14 protein-coding genes are annotated in these 14,863 nt (G+C 60.6%); 8 read left to right on the forward strand and 6 right to left on the reverse strand.

The window, feature by feature from the left end:
• Window positions 1–53 precede the first annotated feature (53 nt).
• Entirely contained in the window at window positions 54–1,493 is a 1,440-nt protein-coding gene (locus HJC04_RS28050; RefSeq protein ID WP_210631103.1) for an FAD-binding oxidoreductase, read from the forward strand.
• Between the two features lie 202 nt (window positions 1,494–1,695).
• Here HJC04_RS28050 and HJC04_RS28055 read toward each other — a convergent pair whose 3' ends face one another.
• From HJC04_RS28055 to HJC04_RS28065, 3 genes are all read right to left on the reverse strand, one after another.
• Entirely contained in the window at window positions 1,696–2,520 is an 825-nt protein-coding gene (locus HJC04_RS28055) for an SAM-dependent methyltransferase (RefSeq protein ID WP_311044475.1), read from the reverse strand.
• Between the two features lie 271 nt (window positions 2,521–2,791).
• Window positions 2,792–3,541: a histidine phosphatase family protein gene (locus HJC04_RS28060; protein WP_221147640.1), complete on the reverse strand. Its 750-nt coding sequence runs from the start codon at window positions 3,539–3,541 to the stop codon at window positions 2,792–2,794.
• Between the two features lie 184 nt (window positions 3,542–3,725).
• Entirely contained in the window at window positions 3,726–4,061 is a 336-nt protein-coding gene (locus HJC04_RS28065; protein ID WP_221147641.1) for a hypothetical protein, read from the reverse strand.
• Window positions 4,062–4,331: 270 nt separating this feature from the next.
• Here HJC04_RS28065 and HJC04_RS28070 point away from each other — a divergent pair, with 270 nt between their 5' ends.
• The gene (locus HJC04_RS28070; RefSeq protein WP_221147642.1) at window positions 4,332–5,144 is read left to right on the forward strand and encodes a UDP-2,3-diacylglucosamine diphosphatase; all 813 of its coding nucleotides are present in this window, start codon (window positions 4,332–4,334) and stop codon (window positions 5,142–5,144) included.
• A gap of 164 nt (window positions 5,145–5,308) precedes the next feature.
• Entirely contained in the window at window positions 5,309–6,526 is a 1,218-nt protein-coding gene (locus HJC04_RS28075; RefSeq protein ID WP_221147616.1) for an MFS transporter, read from the forward strand.
• Here the strand turns inward: HJC04_RS28075 and dgcA are convergent.
• Entirely contained in the window at window positions 6,478–7,461 is a 984-nt protein-coding gene (dgcA, locus tag HJC04_RS28080) for an N-acetyl-D-Glu racemase DgcA (RefSeq protein WP_210631106.1), read from the reverse strand. The two genes, HJC04_RS28075 and dgcA, sit on opposite strands and share 49 nt — an antisense overlap.
• A 97-nt stretch (window positions 7,462–7,558) precedes the next feature.
• Here dgcA and HJC04_RS28085 point away from each other — a divergent pair, with 97 nt between their 5' ends.
• From HJC04_RS28085 to HJC04_RS28105, 5 genes are all read left to right on the forward strand, one after another.
• Entirely contained in the window at window positions 7,559–8,728 is a 1,170-nt protein-coding gene (locus HJC04_RS28085; protein ID WP_210631107.1) for an MlaE family lipid ABC transporter permease subunit, read from the forward strand.
• Window position 8,729: 1 nt separating this feature from the next.
• Window positions 8,730–9,575 (forward strand): ABC transporter ATP-binding protein, encoded by an 846-nt coding sequence (locus tag HJC04_RS28090; RefSeq protein WP_210631108.1) that lies wholly within the window; start codon window positions 8,730–8,732, stop codon window positions 9,573–9,575.
• Between the two features lie 8 nt (window positions 9,576–9,583).
• Window positions 9,584–10,954 carry an MlaD family protein gene (locus HJC04_RS28095; RefSeq protein ID WP_210631109.1) on the forward strand — a complete coding sequence of 457 codons (1,371 nt, stop codon included), beginning with the start codon at window positions 9,584–9,586 and terminating at the stop codon, window positions 10,952–10,954.
• A gap of 25 nt (window positions 10,955–10,979) precedes the next feature.
• Window positions 10,980–11,591 carry an ABC-type transport auxiliary lipoprotein family protein gene (locus HJC04_RS28100; RefSeq protein ID WP_221147617.1) on the forward strand — a complete coding sequence of 204 codons (612 nt, stop codon included), beginning with the start codon at window positions 10,980–10,982 and terminating at the stop codon, window positions 11,589–11,591.
• A gap of 146 nt (window positions 11,592–11,737) precedes the next feature.
• Window positions 11,738–12,991, forward strand: coding sequence for a sensor domain-containing diguanylate cyclase (locus tag HJC04_RS28105; RefSeq protein WP_221147618.1), 1,254 nt, complete (start codon window positions 11,738–11,740; stop codon window positions 12,989–12,991).
• Between the two features lie 37 nt (window positions 12,992–13,028).
• Here HJC04_RS28105 and HJC04_RS28110 read toward each other — a convergent pair whose 3' ends face one another.
• Window positions 13,029–13,904 carry a D-alanyl-D-alanine carboxypeptidase family protein gene (locus HJC04_RS28110; RefSeq protein WP_210631112.1) on the reverse strand — a complete coding sequence of 292 codons (876 nt, stop codon included), beginning with the start codon at window positions 13,902–13,904 and terminating at the stop codon, window positions 13,029–13,031.
• A gap of 357 nt (window positions 13,905–14,261) precedes the next feature.
• Window positions 14,262–14,822, reverse strand: coding sequence for a cysteine hydrolase family protein (locus HJC04_RS28115; protein ID WP_210631113.1), 561 nt, complete (start codon window positions 14,820–14,822; stop codon window positions 14,262–14,264).
• Between the last annotated feature and the right edge of the window lie 41 nt (window positions 14,823–14,863).

Raw genomic sequence — 14,863 nt, forward strand, 5'->3', positions numbered from 1 at the left:
AGCGCAAGATGCTGGCCGCGACGGTGCGGGGCGCCGGTCGCATGGAGGAAATCATGGACAATTTGAACCTCACGACCCTGCAGCGGGGTCAGACGATGGTCAATGACGTGGCCATGGATGCGTTTGCCGCCGGTTTTCGCGGCAGTCTCCTGACCAGCAACGACGTGAATTACGGCGAGGCGCGGGCGATCTGGAATGCGATGATCGATCGCCGGCCGGGGCTGATTGCGCGCTGCGCAGGGGCAGCTGATGTCGTGCGCGCGGTGCGTCTTGCGCGCGATAACAATCTGCTCGTTTCGGTGCGCGGCGGCGGGCACGGCATTGCCGGCAATGCCGTCTGCGAGGGTGGTGTTGTCATCGACCTGTCGCCAATGAAGTCCGTGCGGGTCGATCCCGAGACGCGCCGCGCCAGGATCGAGCCGGGCGCTACGCTCGGCGACGTCGACAAGGAAACGATGGCTTTCGGGCTGGTGCTGCCGACCGGCATCAATTCCACGACCGGCATAGCCGGCCTGACGCTCGGCGGCGGTTTCGGCTGGCTCACCCGGAAATTCGGGCTGACCCTCGACAATCTGATTTCGGTGGATGTGGTGACGGCCGATGGCGAACTGGTGAAGGCGAGCGAGACCGAGCGGCCGGACCTGTTCTGGGCCCTGCGCGGCGGCGGCGGCAATTTCGGCGTCGTGACCTCCTTCGAATTCCAGCTCAACCCGCTCCATCCCGAAGTTTTCGCCGGACTGGTGGTGCATCCCTTCGCCGATGCGGAAAAAGTTCTCAGAGAGTATCGCGAGGCGCTGGAAACAGCACCCGACGAGCTGACCTGCTGGGTGGTGATGCGCCAGGCGCCGCCGCTGCCGTTCCTGCCGGCTGAATGGCACGGCAAGGAAATCGTGGTGCTCGCCATGTGCTATTGCGGGGACATGGCGGCGGGCGAAAAGGCGGCGGCGAGATTGCGTGGGATCGGAAAGCCGATCGCCGACATCGTCGGCCCGATGCCATTCATCGGCTGGCAGCAGGCATTCGACCCGCTTCTAACGCCCGGCGCCCGTAACTACTGGAAGAGCCAGGATTTCGCCTCCCTCTCCGATGCGGCGATCGAGGTTCTCACCAATGCCGTGCGGAAGTTGCCAGGGCCGGAATGCGAAATATTCATCGGCCATGTCGGCGGCGCCGCCGGCCGCGTGCCGACCGAAGCCACAGCATTTCCACAGCGCAGTTCGCATTTTGTCATGAATGTCCATGCACGCTGGCGGGAATCCGAGATGGACGGAAACTGCATCGGCTGGGCACGCGAACTCTTTGAGGCAACCAAACCGCATGCTGTGGGTACTGCCTACATCAACTTCATGCCGGAGGACGAGACCGATCGGGTCGAAATGGCTTACGGGGCCAATTATGCGCGCCTTTCCGAAATCAAGCTGCGCTACGATCCGAACAATCTGTTCCGGATGAACCAGAATGTGAAGCCGATGGCGGCCGTGCGGGCTGCGTGACGGGCCGCGACGCGCGTCGGCTCAAGCGGTCTGGTCAGGCACGAGTATTGGACCGATGGAGGCAGGTGATTGGCAAGCCACCAATGTCGACGCTGTACCTCAATTGGAACGCTTCTTGTCGCAGGAGACAGGCCTTTGCGACAGGTTTGCGAAATTAGGCTGCCGCACTTCAAGCGCTGGCAGCTTTTCGCGGAATTGCGAATTACGTGGCAACTGTGGTTGGAGCTGCGGAATCGTTGGAGAACCATACGTCGCGGAAGATCGCGGCGGCGCTTTCGTCGGGTTTGCGATCTCTGGTGAGCCAGGCGGAGCGGATGGTTCGTGCGCCGGTGCGATCCGGGACTCTAAGGCTCTGGCGAGGGTCACTTGCGCCAATGCAGGGAATGAACCAAGCTGGCATTAATGGCTGCGCCGAGAATTCCGATTGACCTCGAGTGATGAGCATCGTGACGGCAACATCCTCGTTCGGGCGCCAAGGAAAGATCATACGACCGCCTGGACGCAATGATTCGAGCCAATGTGCTGGCGGGGCCACAACGCCGGCATTCACGTAGATCACGTCGGATGACGGCAGCGTCAGCACAGTAGCGTCACCATGAGTAACCGAAACCCCTTCGAAGGGAACGAGGTTCTCACGCGCACGCTCAGCAAGATTGTCATCGATTTCAAAGGCATGCACGCTGCCGTATGGGAGCGTCAACATCGAGAGCATTGCGGTGTAGTAGCCAGTGCCTGCTCCGATATGGGTCACCACTTCGCCGCGCTGTGGATTCACGCTCCCGAGCCAACCTGCATGCAACAGGGGCTCGCCGTTGTTGATGCCCTTCGTCCGATCAAGTGCGACCAGCACGTTCTGATTAACATGCACCGGATCGTCGCTCGGAGTTTCAATGTAGCGATGCCGGTAGGATTTCTTCCAAGGATGGACGGCGATATGCCACGGACCGGGACCAAGGAAGGCTTCGCGGGGTACAAGGTCGAAAATGCGTTCATACCGTTCATCCGGCGAGCCTGTGGCCGCGGCCATCATCCTTGCGTTTAGCCGACGGACTTCTTGCAGTACGAGACTTGATCTCCTCGTCATTTCGACATCTCTCCTTCATCGTCTCCGAACCGTCATGCGGATGGCAGTGTTGAAATAGAGCTTTCAGAATGTCTCACGAGCTATTTCGGGAAAATGAACCATCTGCAACTCTGTGCCGCAAGTGAATATGGCACCAATCTCTGCTTGAATTCACATTTGCCTGGGACTGGCCGAACCTCGTGCACATGGATGAGTGCGCGAACTCAGGAACGGTTTACCCACCGCACTTCGGCGTCATCCTCACGTCAGCGCCATAGGCATCGCGCAGTTTGTCCTCCTGTCCCGGCTGCCGGTCGGCGGCCTGGTGGAGCAGGATCGTGTCGTAGCCCTGCAAACGCGTTCCCTCGATCAGCGTGACGTCGGAATTCCCAGGATTGTCGGATCGCTCGAACCAGTCGACGGAGTGGTGCAGGAAATTCATTTCGACCGCGCGGTTGGTGACGCCATGGCCGACGATCGCGACATTGTGGTCGCCGGTCTCGGCTTCGCGCATGACGGTCTGGAGAAAGAGACGCACCCGCTGCGCCACGTCCGCCCGGCTTTCGCCGTCCGGCGGCCGTGCATAGAACTTGCCGCTGTTGTTGCGGAGCCTCGCCCATTTTTCGAATTCCTCGGGGAATTTCTGTTTCTGCTCGGCATGATCGTAGATTTCGGTGAAGAGGCCGAAATCCTGCTCGCGCAGAAGATAATCTTCCCTGACATCGCCGACGAAGTTTTCCGGCAGCACTTCGAGCAGCGCATCCTTGCTCTGGCGCGTGCGCAGGAACGGCGAATACCAGATATGCAGCTTCTGGAATCCCTCGCTCGGCAGCCCTCTCAGGTACGAGGCGATGACAGCGCCTGCCTCCGCCGCCTGGCGATAGCCCCACTCGGTCAACGGCACGTTATGATCGCCGAACTGACGGTAGGCCTGTTCGTTGATGTTGCCGAGGGATTCGCCGTGGCGAACGAGAAAGAGACGCATCGGCCATCCCCGCTTCATCGGATATGGAATCGTCGTCATCATGAACGCGCTCGATTGGCAGGGCAATATCGTCGGTCGGAAAAGGGGGCGAGCGTTTGGTCGCCGCTTGCCCCAATCCGCTTGGCCCGTCGATCTTGTTCACTCGGTTCCAAAATCAAGGAGCGAGGGAGGGGCTTCCGCGCTATCAGCGGCCCTGGAAGATCTTGACGAGCTTTGGCGTAAACCGGTGAGCCTTGATGTCGAGCAGATCCTGATACGTGGCCCGACCGGAGATCGCGGCCGCCAGATATCGCTGGCAGGCGACCCTCGGAGCGTCCTTGTCAGAGACGTTTGTCACGATCCCGGCGGTGCGACGCGCATTTGCATCGAAATCCTTTGCGCAAACTTTGACGAACTCATTTCTCGCTCTGGTGCTGCCTTGCAGCAACGTGACGGTCGCATCATAATCCTGCTGCGTCGGTGCACAGCCTGCAAGTATTGCAATAGAAATCATTATCGTCGCGGTGTGGACATGCATCATCAACCCCCAAGGATACGCCAAATCGGCACCTGCTGTTAATTTGATTCTCGGCATGCGGGAAAGATCTAGAACCTCGCGGCACGAAATTATGGTGATCGGATTTCCGATTTCGGTTTTGCGACCTTCGTGACCGACGGGACCGGCGTTTACCATCCAGACGGTATGGGTCGGTCTGCAGGGCTTTTCCCCAGCTTGTCATCTTCCTGAAACACGAGTCTGGTTTTGGAGGGCTAGATGAAAGATGGGGCACGAGCACTGTTCGTGACAAACATGATGGAACCCAGACATTTCCGCACGCTCTTCATTTCCGATATTCATCTCGGCTCGAAGGCCGCGAAGGCTGATTTCCTGCTCGATTTCCTGCGCTACCACGAGGCAGACACCATCGTGCTCGTCGGCGATATCGTCGACGGCTGGCGTCTGAAACGCAGCTGGTACTGGCCGCAGGTCTGCAACGACGTCGTCCAGAAGCTGTTGCGCAAGGCGCGCAAGGGCACGCGCGTCGTTTATATCCCAGGCAATCACGACGAATTTCTGCGCGACTTCCCGGGCATGCATTTCGGCGGCATCGAGGTCGTCGAGCGTATGATGCATGACGGCGCGGACGGCAAGAGATACCTGATCCTGCACGGCGACGAGTTCGATGTCGTCGTCCGCAACGCCCGCCTGCTCGCCTATCTCGGCGACTGGGCCTATGATACGGCGATCCGCATCAACATCCTGCTCGCGGCCGTACGCCGCCGCCTCGGCATGCCTTATTGGTCGTTCTCCGCCTGGGCGAAGCTGCAGGTCAAGCACGCGGTCAATTTCATCGGCGAGTTCGAGCGCGTCGTAGCCGAAGAGGCCCGCAAGAGCGGCGCCGACGGCGTGATCTGCGGCCACATCCACCACGCCATGATCCAGGATATGGACGGCATTCGCTACATCAACACGGGTGACTGGGTGGAAAGCTGCACGGCGGTTGCCGAACATGCCGACGGCACCTTCGAACTGATCACCTGGCGGGCGCTTGCCACCGCCGTACCGGCGCTTACCGCCATCGAGAGTACCGAAGAGGCGGAACTCGCCCCGCAGGCGGCGTGATTTTACGGCCGTCGCTGTCGCGGCGGCTCGCCGGCAATTTAGCCGTTACCGCGAGGTAACAGGCCATATTTATTTTCTAAAACGTTTCCGGACGGCTATTTCTCGCAATAGGCGCCCCCCGGGTGGTGTGTTAGGAAAACATCCAGTTTCCTTCAGGTCCACAGATGATTCCCGCTCAACATTTCCCGGGTGAGGGAGCGCCGCCGCGCTTCCGGCTGCTCAGTGCGCTGTCTTATTGCGCGCCGCTGCTCGTCAATGGCGTCGTGCTGCCATTCTTCCCGGTATGGCTGGAAACCCATAGTTTCAGCGACCATGAAATCGGCATTATCCTCGCCATACCGATGGTGGTTCGAGTCTTGGTGGCGCCTGTCGTCGCCATGATCGCCGACCGCATGAAGGAGCGCGCCACCGTGCTGCTCTGGTCGGGGAGCCTGTCGCTGCTGACGGCGATCGCGCTTTACTGGTCGACCAGCTTCTGGCCGGTGACAATCGTCTTCGCGCTGCAGGGCGCCAGCTTTGCGCCCTATGTGCCCGTGGTCGAATCGATCGTCATTTCAGGCGTGCGGCGTTGGGGGCTCGATTATGGGTCGATGCGCGTGTGGGGCTCCATCGCCTTCATCGTCTCGACGCTGGTCGGCGGTCAGCTGATCAGCCGGTGGGGCGGCGGCATGGTGCTCATCGTCATGGTGTTCGGCTTCATGATGACGGTAGTGATGGCGATCTTCTGTCCGCGTATCGGGCCGACCCGGCGGCGCGGTCTGCCGATCGACCTTCCTGCCGCCACCGGCAGCGGCCTGCGCGAACCGCATTTGCTGCTGCTTCTGATCGGCGTCGCCATCCAGCAGTCGAGCCATGCCGTGCTCAATGCTTTCTCCTCGATCTATTGGCATCAGCTCGGCTTTTCCGGCACGCAAGTCGGCCTGCTCTGGAGCGCCGGCGTTGCCTCGGAGGTGACGGTGTTCTTTCTGTCGAAGCGGCTCAATCGGCGCTTCACTGCCTGGACCCTAATCCGCTTCGGCTGCGCCGTCAGCGTCTGCCGCTGGATCCTGTTTCCCATGAATGCCGGCTTTGCCGGCTTCTTTCTGCTGCAATGCTTCCACGGCTTCACCTATGCCTTCGTGCATACCGGCGTGCAGCGGCGGATCGTGGCGACAGTGCAGGAGACGCAGGAGGCCTCGGCGCAGGGCGCCTATTTCTTTTATGTCGGCATGGCGATGGGGTTAATGACCATCGCTTCGGGTTATCTCTACGCTTGGCTCGGTCTCGTCAGTTATTACGTCATGGCGCTCGTCGCTCTTACGGGCCTCGGGATCGTCATCTCAGCCTATTATCTTCAGCCCCAGAGGGCGCTTTCCGGCGGAAAGACCAGGGAAGCGGCGTAGCGCAGGCCGGGCTCGCGGTCGTGGGCAAGCAGCAGCGGGCCGTCGAGATCGACAAAATCGGCATTCTGCGCGAGCAGCACGGCCGGCGCCATGGCGAGCGAGGTGCCGACCATGCAGCCGATCATGATCGAAATGCCGAGTCTCTCGGCTTCGGTCTTCATTGCCAAGGCCTCGGTGAGGCCGCCTGTCTTGTCGAGCTTGATATTGATCGCATCATAGCGGTCGGCAAGGCTTGCGAGATCGCCGGTGTGGTGCACACTCTCGTCGGCGCAGACCAGCAGCGGGCGGCGGATTTCGGCAAGCAGCGCATCGCGGCCCGCTGGCAGCGGTTGCTCGACGAGGGCAACACCCGCCTCTGCGGCGATCTGCAGATGACGTTCCAGCACCGCCTCCGGCCAGCCCTCATTGGCGTCGAGAATGATCGCAGCTTCGGGTGCCGCCGCGCGGACGGCGCGGATGCGGCTTTCATCGTCGCCGGTTCCCACCTTGACCTTGAGCAGAGCGCGACCGGCATGTTCGCGCGCCTGCGCGGCCATTACGTCCGGCTCACCGAGCGAGATGGTGTAGGCTGTCGTGAGCGGTTTGAGCGAAGTGAGGCCGAGGCGGGCGGCGACCGTTTGGCCCGTCCGTTTTGCTTCGAGATCCCAGAGAGCGCAATCAACCGCGTTGCGTGCCGCACCCGGCGGCATCGCCGACAAGAGATCGTCGCGCGAAATGCCGGATTCGATCAGCGGGCGCGCCGCCTCGATCTGGGCGAAGACGCTCTCCATGGTCTCACCGTAGCGGCGGTAGGGCACACATTCGCCGTGCCCTTGCGCGCCTTCTTCCGTGACTGTGCAGGTAATGACCTCGGCCTTCGTCTTCGCGCCGCGCGAGATGGTGAAGGTCCCGGCAATCGGAAAGGAATTCATCTGGATATCGAGGGTGCGCGGCATTATTGCTATCCTGCGAGCATGGAAATTGGACGTTGCTTCTGTATATTGACGCGCCGGCGGCGATCCGCTTCGCGAGTCGGCAATGTCGCCGTAAGCCTTGAAAGACACAAGTATCTTGAACGCCGAGAATCGCAACGCCGCCTCACTGCAAGTGGACGACCGGCCAGATGGTTCGGGGCAGCATGTTCGTCTCAGCGGCAATTGGCGCAGCGCCTATGTGCATCTTGTGCTGCGCGACTTCGATAAGCTTCGGCGAGAGAAGATCGGCAATCTGACGCTGGACCTTTCTGATGTATCGGACATCGATACTGCCGGTATCTGGCTTCTTTGCCGGCTAAAGAAGGAGGAGGAAGCGGCCGGGCGCACGGTGCGCTTCGTCGGCACCAATCCGCATATCGACGAAATGCTGGAGATGTTTTCGGAGGAGCCAGCCAAACCGGAGCCGGAACAGAAGGAGAAGGTCTCGCTTGCCGCGCGCATCTTGGCGCCGATCGGCAAGATGACTTACGACATCTGGGACAATCTCGCCGCCTCGATGTATATCCTCGGCTCGGCGGTGCGCGGCGCGCAAATGAAGCTCGGCCGCGGCAGCGGCGTCTCGCCGGCCTCGATCGTCAACCAGATCGATCACATGGGTGTGCGTGCCGTTCCGATCATTCTGCTGATGTCATTTCTGATCGGTGCGATCATCGCCCAGCAGGGTGCCTTCCAGCTGCGTTATTTCGGGGCGGAGGTGTTCGTTGTCGATCTGGTTGGAATTCTGCAGCTGCGCGAAATCGGTGTGCTGCTGACCTCGATCATGATTGCCGGTCGTTCCGGCAGCGCGATTACCGCCGAAATCGGCTCGATGAAGATGCGCGAGGAGATCGACGCGCTGAAGGTGATGGGGCTGAACCCGATCGGCGTGCTGATCTTCCCGCGGCTGGTGGCGCTGACCATTGCATTGCCGCTGCTGACGGTGTTGGCGAACTTCGCGTCGCTGGCGGGGGCTGCGGTCGTCGCCTGGGGCTATTCCGGCATCACTTTCGCCAATTTCCTGGCGCGGCTGCACGAGGCTATTACGCTGTCGACCGTGCTGTCGGGCATGATCAAGGCGCCGTTCATGGCGCTCGTCATCGGCATCGTCGCCGCCGTCGAGGGGCTGAAGGTCGGCGGCAGTGCGGAGTCGCTCGGTCAGCATGTGACGGCCTCGGTGGTGAAGGCGATTTTCGTCGTCATCCTGATGGACGGGCTTTTTGCGATGTTCTATGCAGCGATCGATTTCTAGCATGGCGGGCAGCGTGGACGAGCAACCGATAGAAAGCGAAGGACAGGGCAGGGATGTCGTGCTTTCGGCGCGCGACGTCACCGTCGCCTTTGGCTCCAAGGTGGTGCTCGACAAACTGAACCTCGATATCTATCGCGGCGAGATCCTCGGCTTCGTCGGCGCGTCGGGCACCGGCAAATCGGTGCTGATGCGCACGGTGCTGCGGCTGCTGCCGCGCCGCTCCGGCACGATCAAGATCCTCGGCCAGGACTTCGACGAGCTCAATGAGCCGCAGCGCAACGCGCTCGACATGCGGCTCGGCGTGCTCTTCCAGCAGGGCGCTTTGTTTTCGTCGCTGACCGTCAAGGAAAATATCCAGGTGCCGATGCGCGAATATCTCGACCTGCCGCGCTCGCTGATGGATGAGCTGGCGCACTTGAAGATCCGCATGGTGGGGCTTGCGGCCGACGCCGCCGACAAATATCCGTCCGAGCTTTCGGGCGGCATGATCAAGCGCGCCGCGCTTGCCCGCGCCCTGGCGCTCGATCCCGAGCTCGTCTTTCTGGACGAGCCGACTTCAGGTCTCGATCCGATCGGCGCGGCCGAGTTCGACGAACTCATCGCCAATCTGCGCGATAGTCTCGGACTGACCGTCTATATGGTGACGCACGATCTCGACAGCCTGTTTTCGGTTTGTGACCGTATTGCCGTGCTCGGAAAGAAGCGGGTAATGGTGGAAGGCACGATCGACGACATGCTGGCCTATGACGATCCGTGGGTGCAGGCCTATTTCAAAGGTAAACGGGCACGGTCCATCGTGCCGCAGGACAATGGCGCGCGGCACGGCAACGGCAGCGGCGGGAAGTGATCGGATAGATGGAAACCAAAGCCAATTATACGATTGTCGGTTTTTTCACGGTGCTGGTGATCGCGGCCGCCTTCGGCTTCGTCTACTGGATGGCCGAATATGGCCGCGGTGGCCCGATGACGGAGCTGATCGTGCGTATTCCCGGCTCGGCGAACGGGCTCAGCGTCGGCTCGCCCGTGCGCTTCAATGGTATCCAGGTGGGCTCGGTGCAGACGCTGTCGATCGATGCCGACGATCCGCAATATTCGCTGGCCTTCACCCAGGTGCGCGCGGACGCACCGATCTACCCCTCCACCAAGGCCGCCCTTGAAATTCAGGGCCTGACGGGGGCCGCCTATATCGAACTGTCGGGCGGCCGCAAGGGTGAGGAGAGTATCCTCAAACATGCGATCGAAAACGGCAAACGCGCCGTCATCGTGGCCGACCAGTCGAGCGTCACCAATCTGCTGGCGACCGCGGACAAGATCCTCGATCGCGCCAATGACGCGGTCGGCGAACTTCAGGGTTTCATCGAAGATTCGCGTGCTCCGCTGACCCAGACGTTCAAGAATGCCGAAACCTTCTCGGATGCGCTGGCCAAGAATTCCGACAATATCGACTCCTTCCTGCAGAGCGTCGGTGAGCTCTCCAATACGGTGAAGGCGGTTTCCGGGCGTCTCGATTCGACGCTCCAGGCTGTGGAATCGCTGGTCAAGGCGGTCGACGCTCAGAAGATCGACAATATCGTCTCCAATGCCGAGAAGATCACTGCCAATGTCGCCGATGCCTCGGGCGATCTCAAGGGCGCGATCCAGAAGTTCGACGAGACGGCCACCACCTTCAACGATTTCGGCAAGCAGGCGCAGGCGACGCTCGATCGCGTCGACACGCTCGTCGCCCAGATCGACCCGGCGAAGATCAAGGGTTCCGTCGACGATATCTCGCAGGCCACAAAGGATGCACGTGCGGCAGTCGCCTCGATCCGCGACGTCGCCAACACGGTTTCGTTGCGCCAGAAGGATATCGACCAGACAATTCAAGACGTGTCGCAGCTTGCCAACAAGCTGAATTCAGCCTCGACACGTATCGACGGCATTCTCATCAAGGTCGATGCGTTGCTCGGCACCGACAATACGCAATCTCTGTTTACCGAGGCGCGCGCGACGCTCGAATCGTTTAAGAAGGTCGCGGACAATCTGAATTCGCGCATCGGTCCGATCGCCGACAATCTACAGAAATTCTCGAGCGGCGGCTTGCGCGACGTGCAGACTCTCATCAATGACATGCGCGGAACCGTGAGCAATCTCAACGATACGATCAGCAACTTCGACCGCAATCCGCAACGCCTGATCTTCGGCGGGGACACGGTCAAGCAGTACGACGGCCGGACGCGGCGTTAACAGGGGAAGTCAGGGGTAGCCTAATATGGTCGCATCGCATCTGCTGTCGCGCCGTTCTTGGATCAGGGGAACGGCGATCGCGCTGCCGCTGACGGCGCTGATCCTTTCCGGGTGCGGTACCACTGCCAAGAACGACACCTATGACCTGTCGGGCGCCGTCGATGGCGATGGGCCCGCGGCCAAATCCCGCCAGATCCTGATTGCCACCCCGACGGCGCTGAGGGCGCTCGACAGCGACCAAATCGTCATCCGCGTCTCGTCCTCGGAAATCCAGAATCTGTCGCGAGCGCAGTGGGGCGACAAGCTGCCGCGCATGGTGCAATCGAAACTGGTCGAGGCCTTCGAGAATTCGGGCAAACTCGGCGGCGTCGGGATGCCGGGCCAGGGGCTTGCAATCGATTACCAGGTCGTCACCGACATCCGCTCATTCGAGATCGACGCTTCGAGCGGCAACCTGGCGGTGGTGGAAATTTCCGCCAAGATTCTGAACGACCGAAATGGCTCGGTGCACGCTCAGAAGGTGTTCCGCGCCACGGCCCCGGCGGGCGGCGACAATACGGGCTTTGTCAAAGGTCTCGACCGCGCCTTTTCGGCGGTAGTTTCGGAGATCGTAAGCTGGACCCTGCGTTCAATCTGAGAGGGCGTTTCGCGACTGCCGCGTCAACATCAAGGGTTGCGGGTTCCAAAAAAATTGGGCGCCACGAGGTTGAGGCGTTCGTCGTATTAAATTTCTTCACGAATTTGTGGAATGCCTCGTGTTAGCGCTGTCAGGAGGCATGCTGCATGGTGGTCGCACGAGTATTCGGAAAGTCGTCATCGGAAGCGCTTCAGCGAGAAAAGGACCGGCTGGCCGCGTTGCAGCAGCTCGATCTGCTCGACACGCCGAGGGACGAGGGATTCGAGCGGATCGTCCGCCTGATAAAGCAGATCTTTTCCGTCGACATCGGCATCGTGTCGCTGATCGATGCGCACCGGCAATGGTACAAGGCCTGTTCCGGCATGTCGGCCGACGAGGTGTCGCTGGAAGACACGTTCTGCCGCTGCGTAGTCGACTGTGATGAGCCCGTTATCGTTCCGGATGCCAGCAAGGATCTCCGCTTTGCAAGGCATCCAGCGGTCACGGGCGAGGACCATATCCGCTTTTATGCCGGCGTTCCGCTTAGAACGAAGGCTGGCCACATGATCGGAACCGTGTGCGCCATCGATCGTCGGCCGAGATCATTCGGCAGCAAGGACCTCGGTCTTCTCGAGGAATTGGCGGGAGCGGCGATGGACCGCATCGAGCTCGTGCAGTCTGCCGCCACCGACAGTCTGACCGAGGCGATGACGCGGCGTGCATTCAAGCAGGAAGCCGATCAGCTGATTTCGCTCGCGCTGCGGCGTCAGCACGACCTGTCATGCATCGTTTTCGATATCGATCACTTCAAGCAGGTGAACGATGGGCACGGGCATGCCACAGGAGACGCGGTTCTCAAGGCGGTCGCATCGATCTGCAGGTCGACGCTTCGCGCCGGTGATTTGTTTGGCCGTATCGGGGGCGAGGAATTCGCCGTCGTTCTGCCGCATGTCGATCGGGAAGGAGCGGCGGCCGTCGCCGAAAAACTCAGGGCCGCCATCGCCTCGCAGGTCATTTTCGGCCATCACGGCTCTCTGAACGTCACGGCAAGCCTCGGAACGTCGGCGCTTTCGATCGTCAGCAAAGACATCGAAACGCTGCTCGCTCAGGCGGATGCGGCGATGTATCAGGCAAAGCAGAGTGGGCGCAACCGCTGCGTCTCATCGAATTCCATTCACGCCGACCACGCCATCGGCGCGCGGCGGCGCGTGCTGAAGGCAGGTGCGATCCTGTTCAACGACCGGCGCTCGACCATCGACTGCACGGTGAAATCGATCGGCGTGGAGAGCGCCGGCATTTCGGTCTCCAGTACAGCGGGCATTCCTTTGGAATTCATTCTTGCCATCAAGGGCGAAGGTTTTGAAACCAATTGCCGGGTAATTGCGCAAGACCGGCAAAACCTGGAGGTGGCTTTCCGGTAGCGAAAGTGCGCCGCGCCCTTTCAGCTTGGCTTGCCGGTTATTTCGTCGGTTGCGCGTCGGTCATCGTCGCTGCAGGCTGGCTGCCTGGGGTGGTGGAGGCGGTGGCGGTTGGTGATGAGGGCAGGGTGCTGTCGAGGAGGCTCGCCATTTTGTCGTCGCGCAGGCTTGCAGTCTTTTCACCCATGACGACGCCGACGACGCGGCGGCCATCCTTCAACGCCGAGGTCACGACATTGTAGCCCGATGCATCGGTATAGCCTGTCTTGATGCCGTCGACACCGTCATAGCGATACATCAGATTGTTGTGGCCGCGCAGTTTCATGCCTCGGAACTGAAAGCCGCGCATCGAGAAGAGCTTGAATTCCTCGGGGAAGTCCCGCATCAGCGAAAGGCCGAGCGTGGCCATGTCACGCGCCGTGGTAACCTGCTCCGGATCGGGAAGGCCCGATGGGTTCTTGAAGACCGTGTCCTGCATCCCCAGCTGGCGCGCCTTGTCGGTCATCGCTCTGGCGAAAGCCTGTTCGGAGTCGCCGAGCTGTTCAGCGATTGCCACGGCGGAATCGTTGGCAGACAGCACGACGATGCTTTCGACCGCTTCACGCAGCGTCACCTTGCGGCCAGCGCCGACGGCAAGCTTGAAGGGTTCCTTGCTCTCGGCGTTTTCCGACATGGTGAGCTTCTGATCCCAGGTGAGGCGTCCATCATGCAGCGCCTCGAATGCGAGATAGAGCGTCATCATCTTGGTCAGCGACGCGGGATAGTTGAGATCGTCCTGGTTGGAAGCTTCAAGAACCTTGCCAGACTGCGCATCGATGACGAAGCTTGCCTGACCGGCTTCTGCCGGAATGAAAGCGCCCATCAGCAGGGTGGAGGAGAGCGCGATGGCAAGGAGCCGGGATGTCGTCGTGGTCATCGGTATTGCTGTCTCTTTCGTTGCACGGCCGAGGAGCCGTTGGCTTTAAACGCAAGCGGGTCGAAAAAGTTTGTGACGGAATGAAGGAAGGCGGGCAAATAAAAAAGGCCCATCCACAGATGATACCTTTTGTCCCGGGCCCTGCGGTTTTGACAATCGCGCGCATGGCACGTCTAAATTCGTCATGAGCATGAAGCGCGCCTTTCACACGAATTTTCCGCTGCACTTCGAATTGCTGCAGGCGTGGGGGGGCGATCATGGTCGAAACGGCTGCAGGAGGCGCCAGGAGATCGACCAGGCGCCGATCGGACCGATTACCTGCTTCCGATTTGATGTCAGGCGTTGTTGCCAGAGCCTTTACGAAAAGGCAATGTCGACGGCGGGGCGGACCTCCACCGTCGCGTCACCCGCATCGAAACCATCAAGCGTTTCGTTGTGGTGGGCGACAATCTCGGAGAAACTGAAGGTCGCCGTGTCGCCGGTTGTGTGGCCGTCGGCAACCAAGGTCACGTCATAACCGAGCGAAACGGCACGCCTGACGGTCGTGTCGACGCAGAATTGCGACATGCAGCCGCCGACAACGAGGTGGGTAATCGAACGTTCTTGCAAGCGGTCGGCAAGATCGGTCCCGAAGAAGGAGTCGGCGCTCGTCTTGCGCACGACGACCTCACCTGTTTGCGGTGCAATTTCGCGGCGCAGCGCCCATCCTGGCGTGTCTACGGCCAATCGATGGCCGCTATCGCCATCATGTTGCACCAGCACGATCGGCACGCCCGCCTGTCGCGCCTTTTCCTTGAGCAATGCCAGTCGAGCAACGGTCTCATCAAGTGCGGAATCGACCTGTGGTTGGCGGTCCGGCATGGCCTTTCCCGAGAGAATTGCATTTTGCACGTCGATAATCAAAAGGGCCTTGGTCATTTCGTTCGCGGTTCCGGGCTGGGGAGCAGAGCATACCCCCG

Source organism: Rhizobium sp. NLR8a (genome assembly GCF_019685235.1).
In the GTDB taxonomy this organism is placed as follows: domain Bacteria; phylum Pseudomonadota; class Alphaproteobacteria; order Rhizobiales; family Rhizobiaceae; genus Rhizobium.

What these genes read in the sequence shown, in the direction of transcription:
- HJC04_RS28050 (WP_210631103.1), top strand. Translation starts at nt 54, where the DNA reads ATGGACAATTTGAACCTCACGACCCTGCAGCGGGGTCAGACGATGGTC.
- HJC04_RS28055 (WP_311044475.1), bottom strand. Translation starts at nt 2,520, where the DNA reads ATGGCCGCGGCCACAGGCTCGCCGGATGAACGGTATGAACGCATTTTC.
- HJC04_RS28060 (WP_221147640.1), bottom strand. Translation starts at nt 3,541, where the DNA reads ATGCGTCTCTTTCTCGTTCGCCACGGCGAATCCCTCGGCAACATCAAC.
- HJC04_RS28065 (WP_221147641.1), bottom strand. Translation starts at nt 4,061, where the DNA reads ATGATGCATGTCCACACCGCGACGATAATGATTTCTATTGCAATACTT.
- HJC04_RS28070 (WP_221147642.1), top strand. Translation starts at nt 4,332, where the DNA reads ATGATGGAACCCAGACATTTCCGCACGCTCTTCATTTCCGATATTCAT.
- HJC04_RS28075 (WP_221147616.1), top strand. Translation starts at nt 5,309, where the DNA reads ATGATTCCCGCTCAACATTTCCCGGGTGAGGGAGCGCCGCCGCGCTTC.
- dgcA (WP_210631106.1), bottom strand. Translation starts at nt 7,461, where the DNA reads ATGCCGCGCACCCTCGATATCCAGATGAATTCCTTTCCGATTGCCGGG.
- HJC04_RS28090 (WP_210631108.1), top strand. Translation starts at nt 8,730, where the DNA reads ATGGCGGGCAGCGTGGACGAGCAACCGATAGAAAGCGAAGGACAGGGC.
- HJC04_RS28095 (WP_210631109.1), top strand. Translation starts at nt 9,584, where the DNA reads ATGGAAACCAAAGCCAATTATACGATTGTCGGTTTTTTCACGGTGCTG.
- HJC04_RS28100 (WP_221147617.1), top strand. Translation starts at nt 10,980, where the DNA reads ATGGTCGCATCGCATCTGCTGTCGCGCCGTTCTTGGATCAGGGGAACG.
- HJC04_RS28105 (WP_221147618.1), top strand. Translation starts at nt 11,738, where the DNA reads ATGGTGGTCGCACGAGTATTCGGAAAGTCGTCATCGGAAGCGCTTCAG.
- HJC04_RS28110 (WP_210631112.1), bottom strand. Translation starts at nt 13,904, where the DNA reads ATGACCACGACGACATCCCGGCTCCTTGCCATCGCGCTCTCCTCCACC.
- HJC04_RS28115 (WP_210631113.1), bottom strand. Translation starts at nt 14,822, where the DNA reads ATGACCAAGGCCCTTTTGATTATCGACGTGCAAAATGCAATTCTCTCG.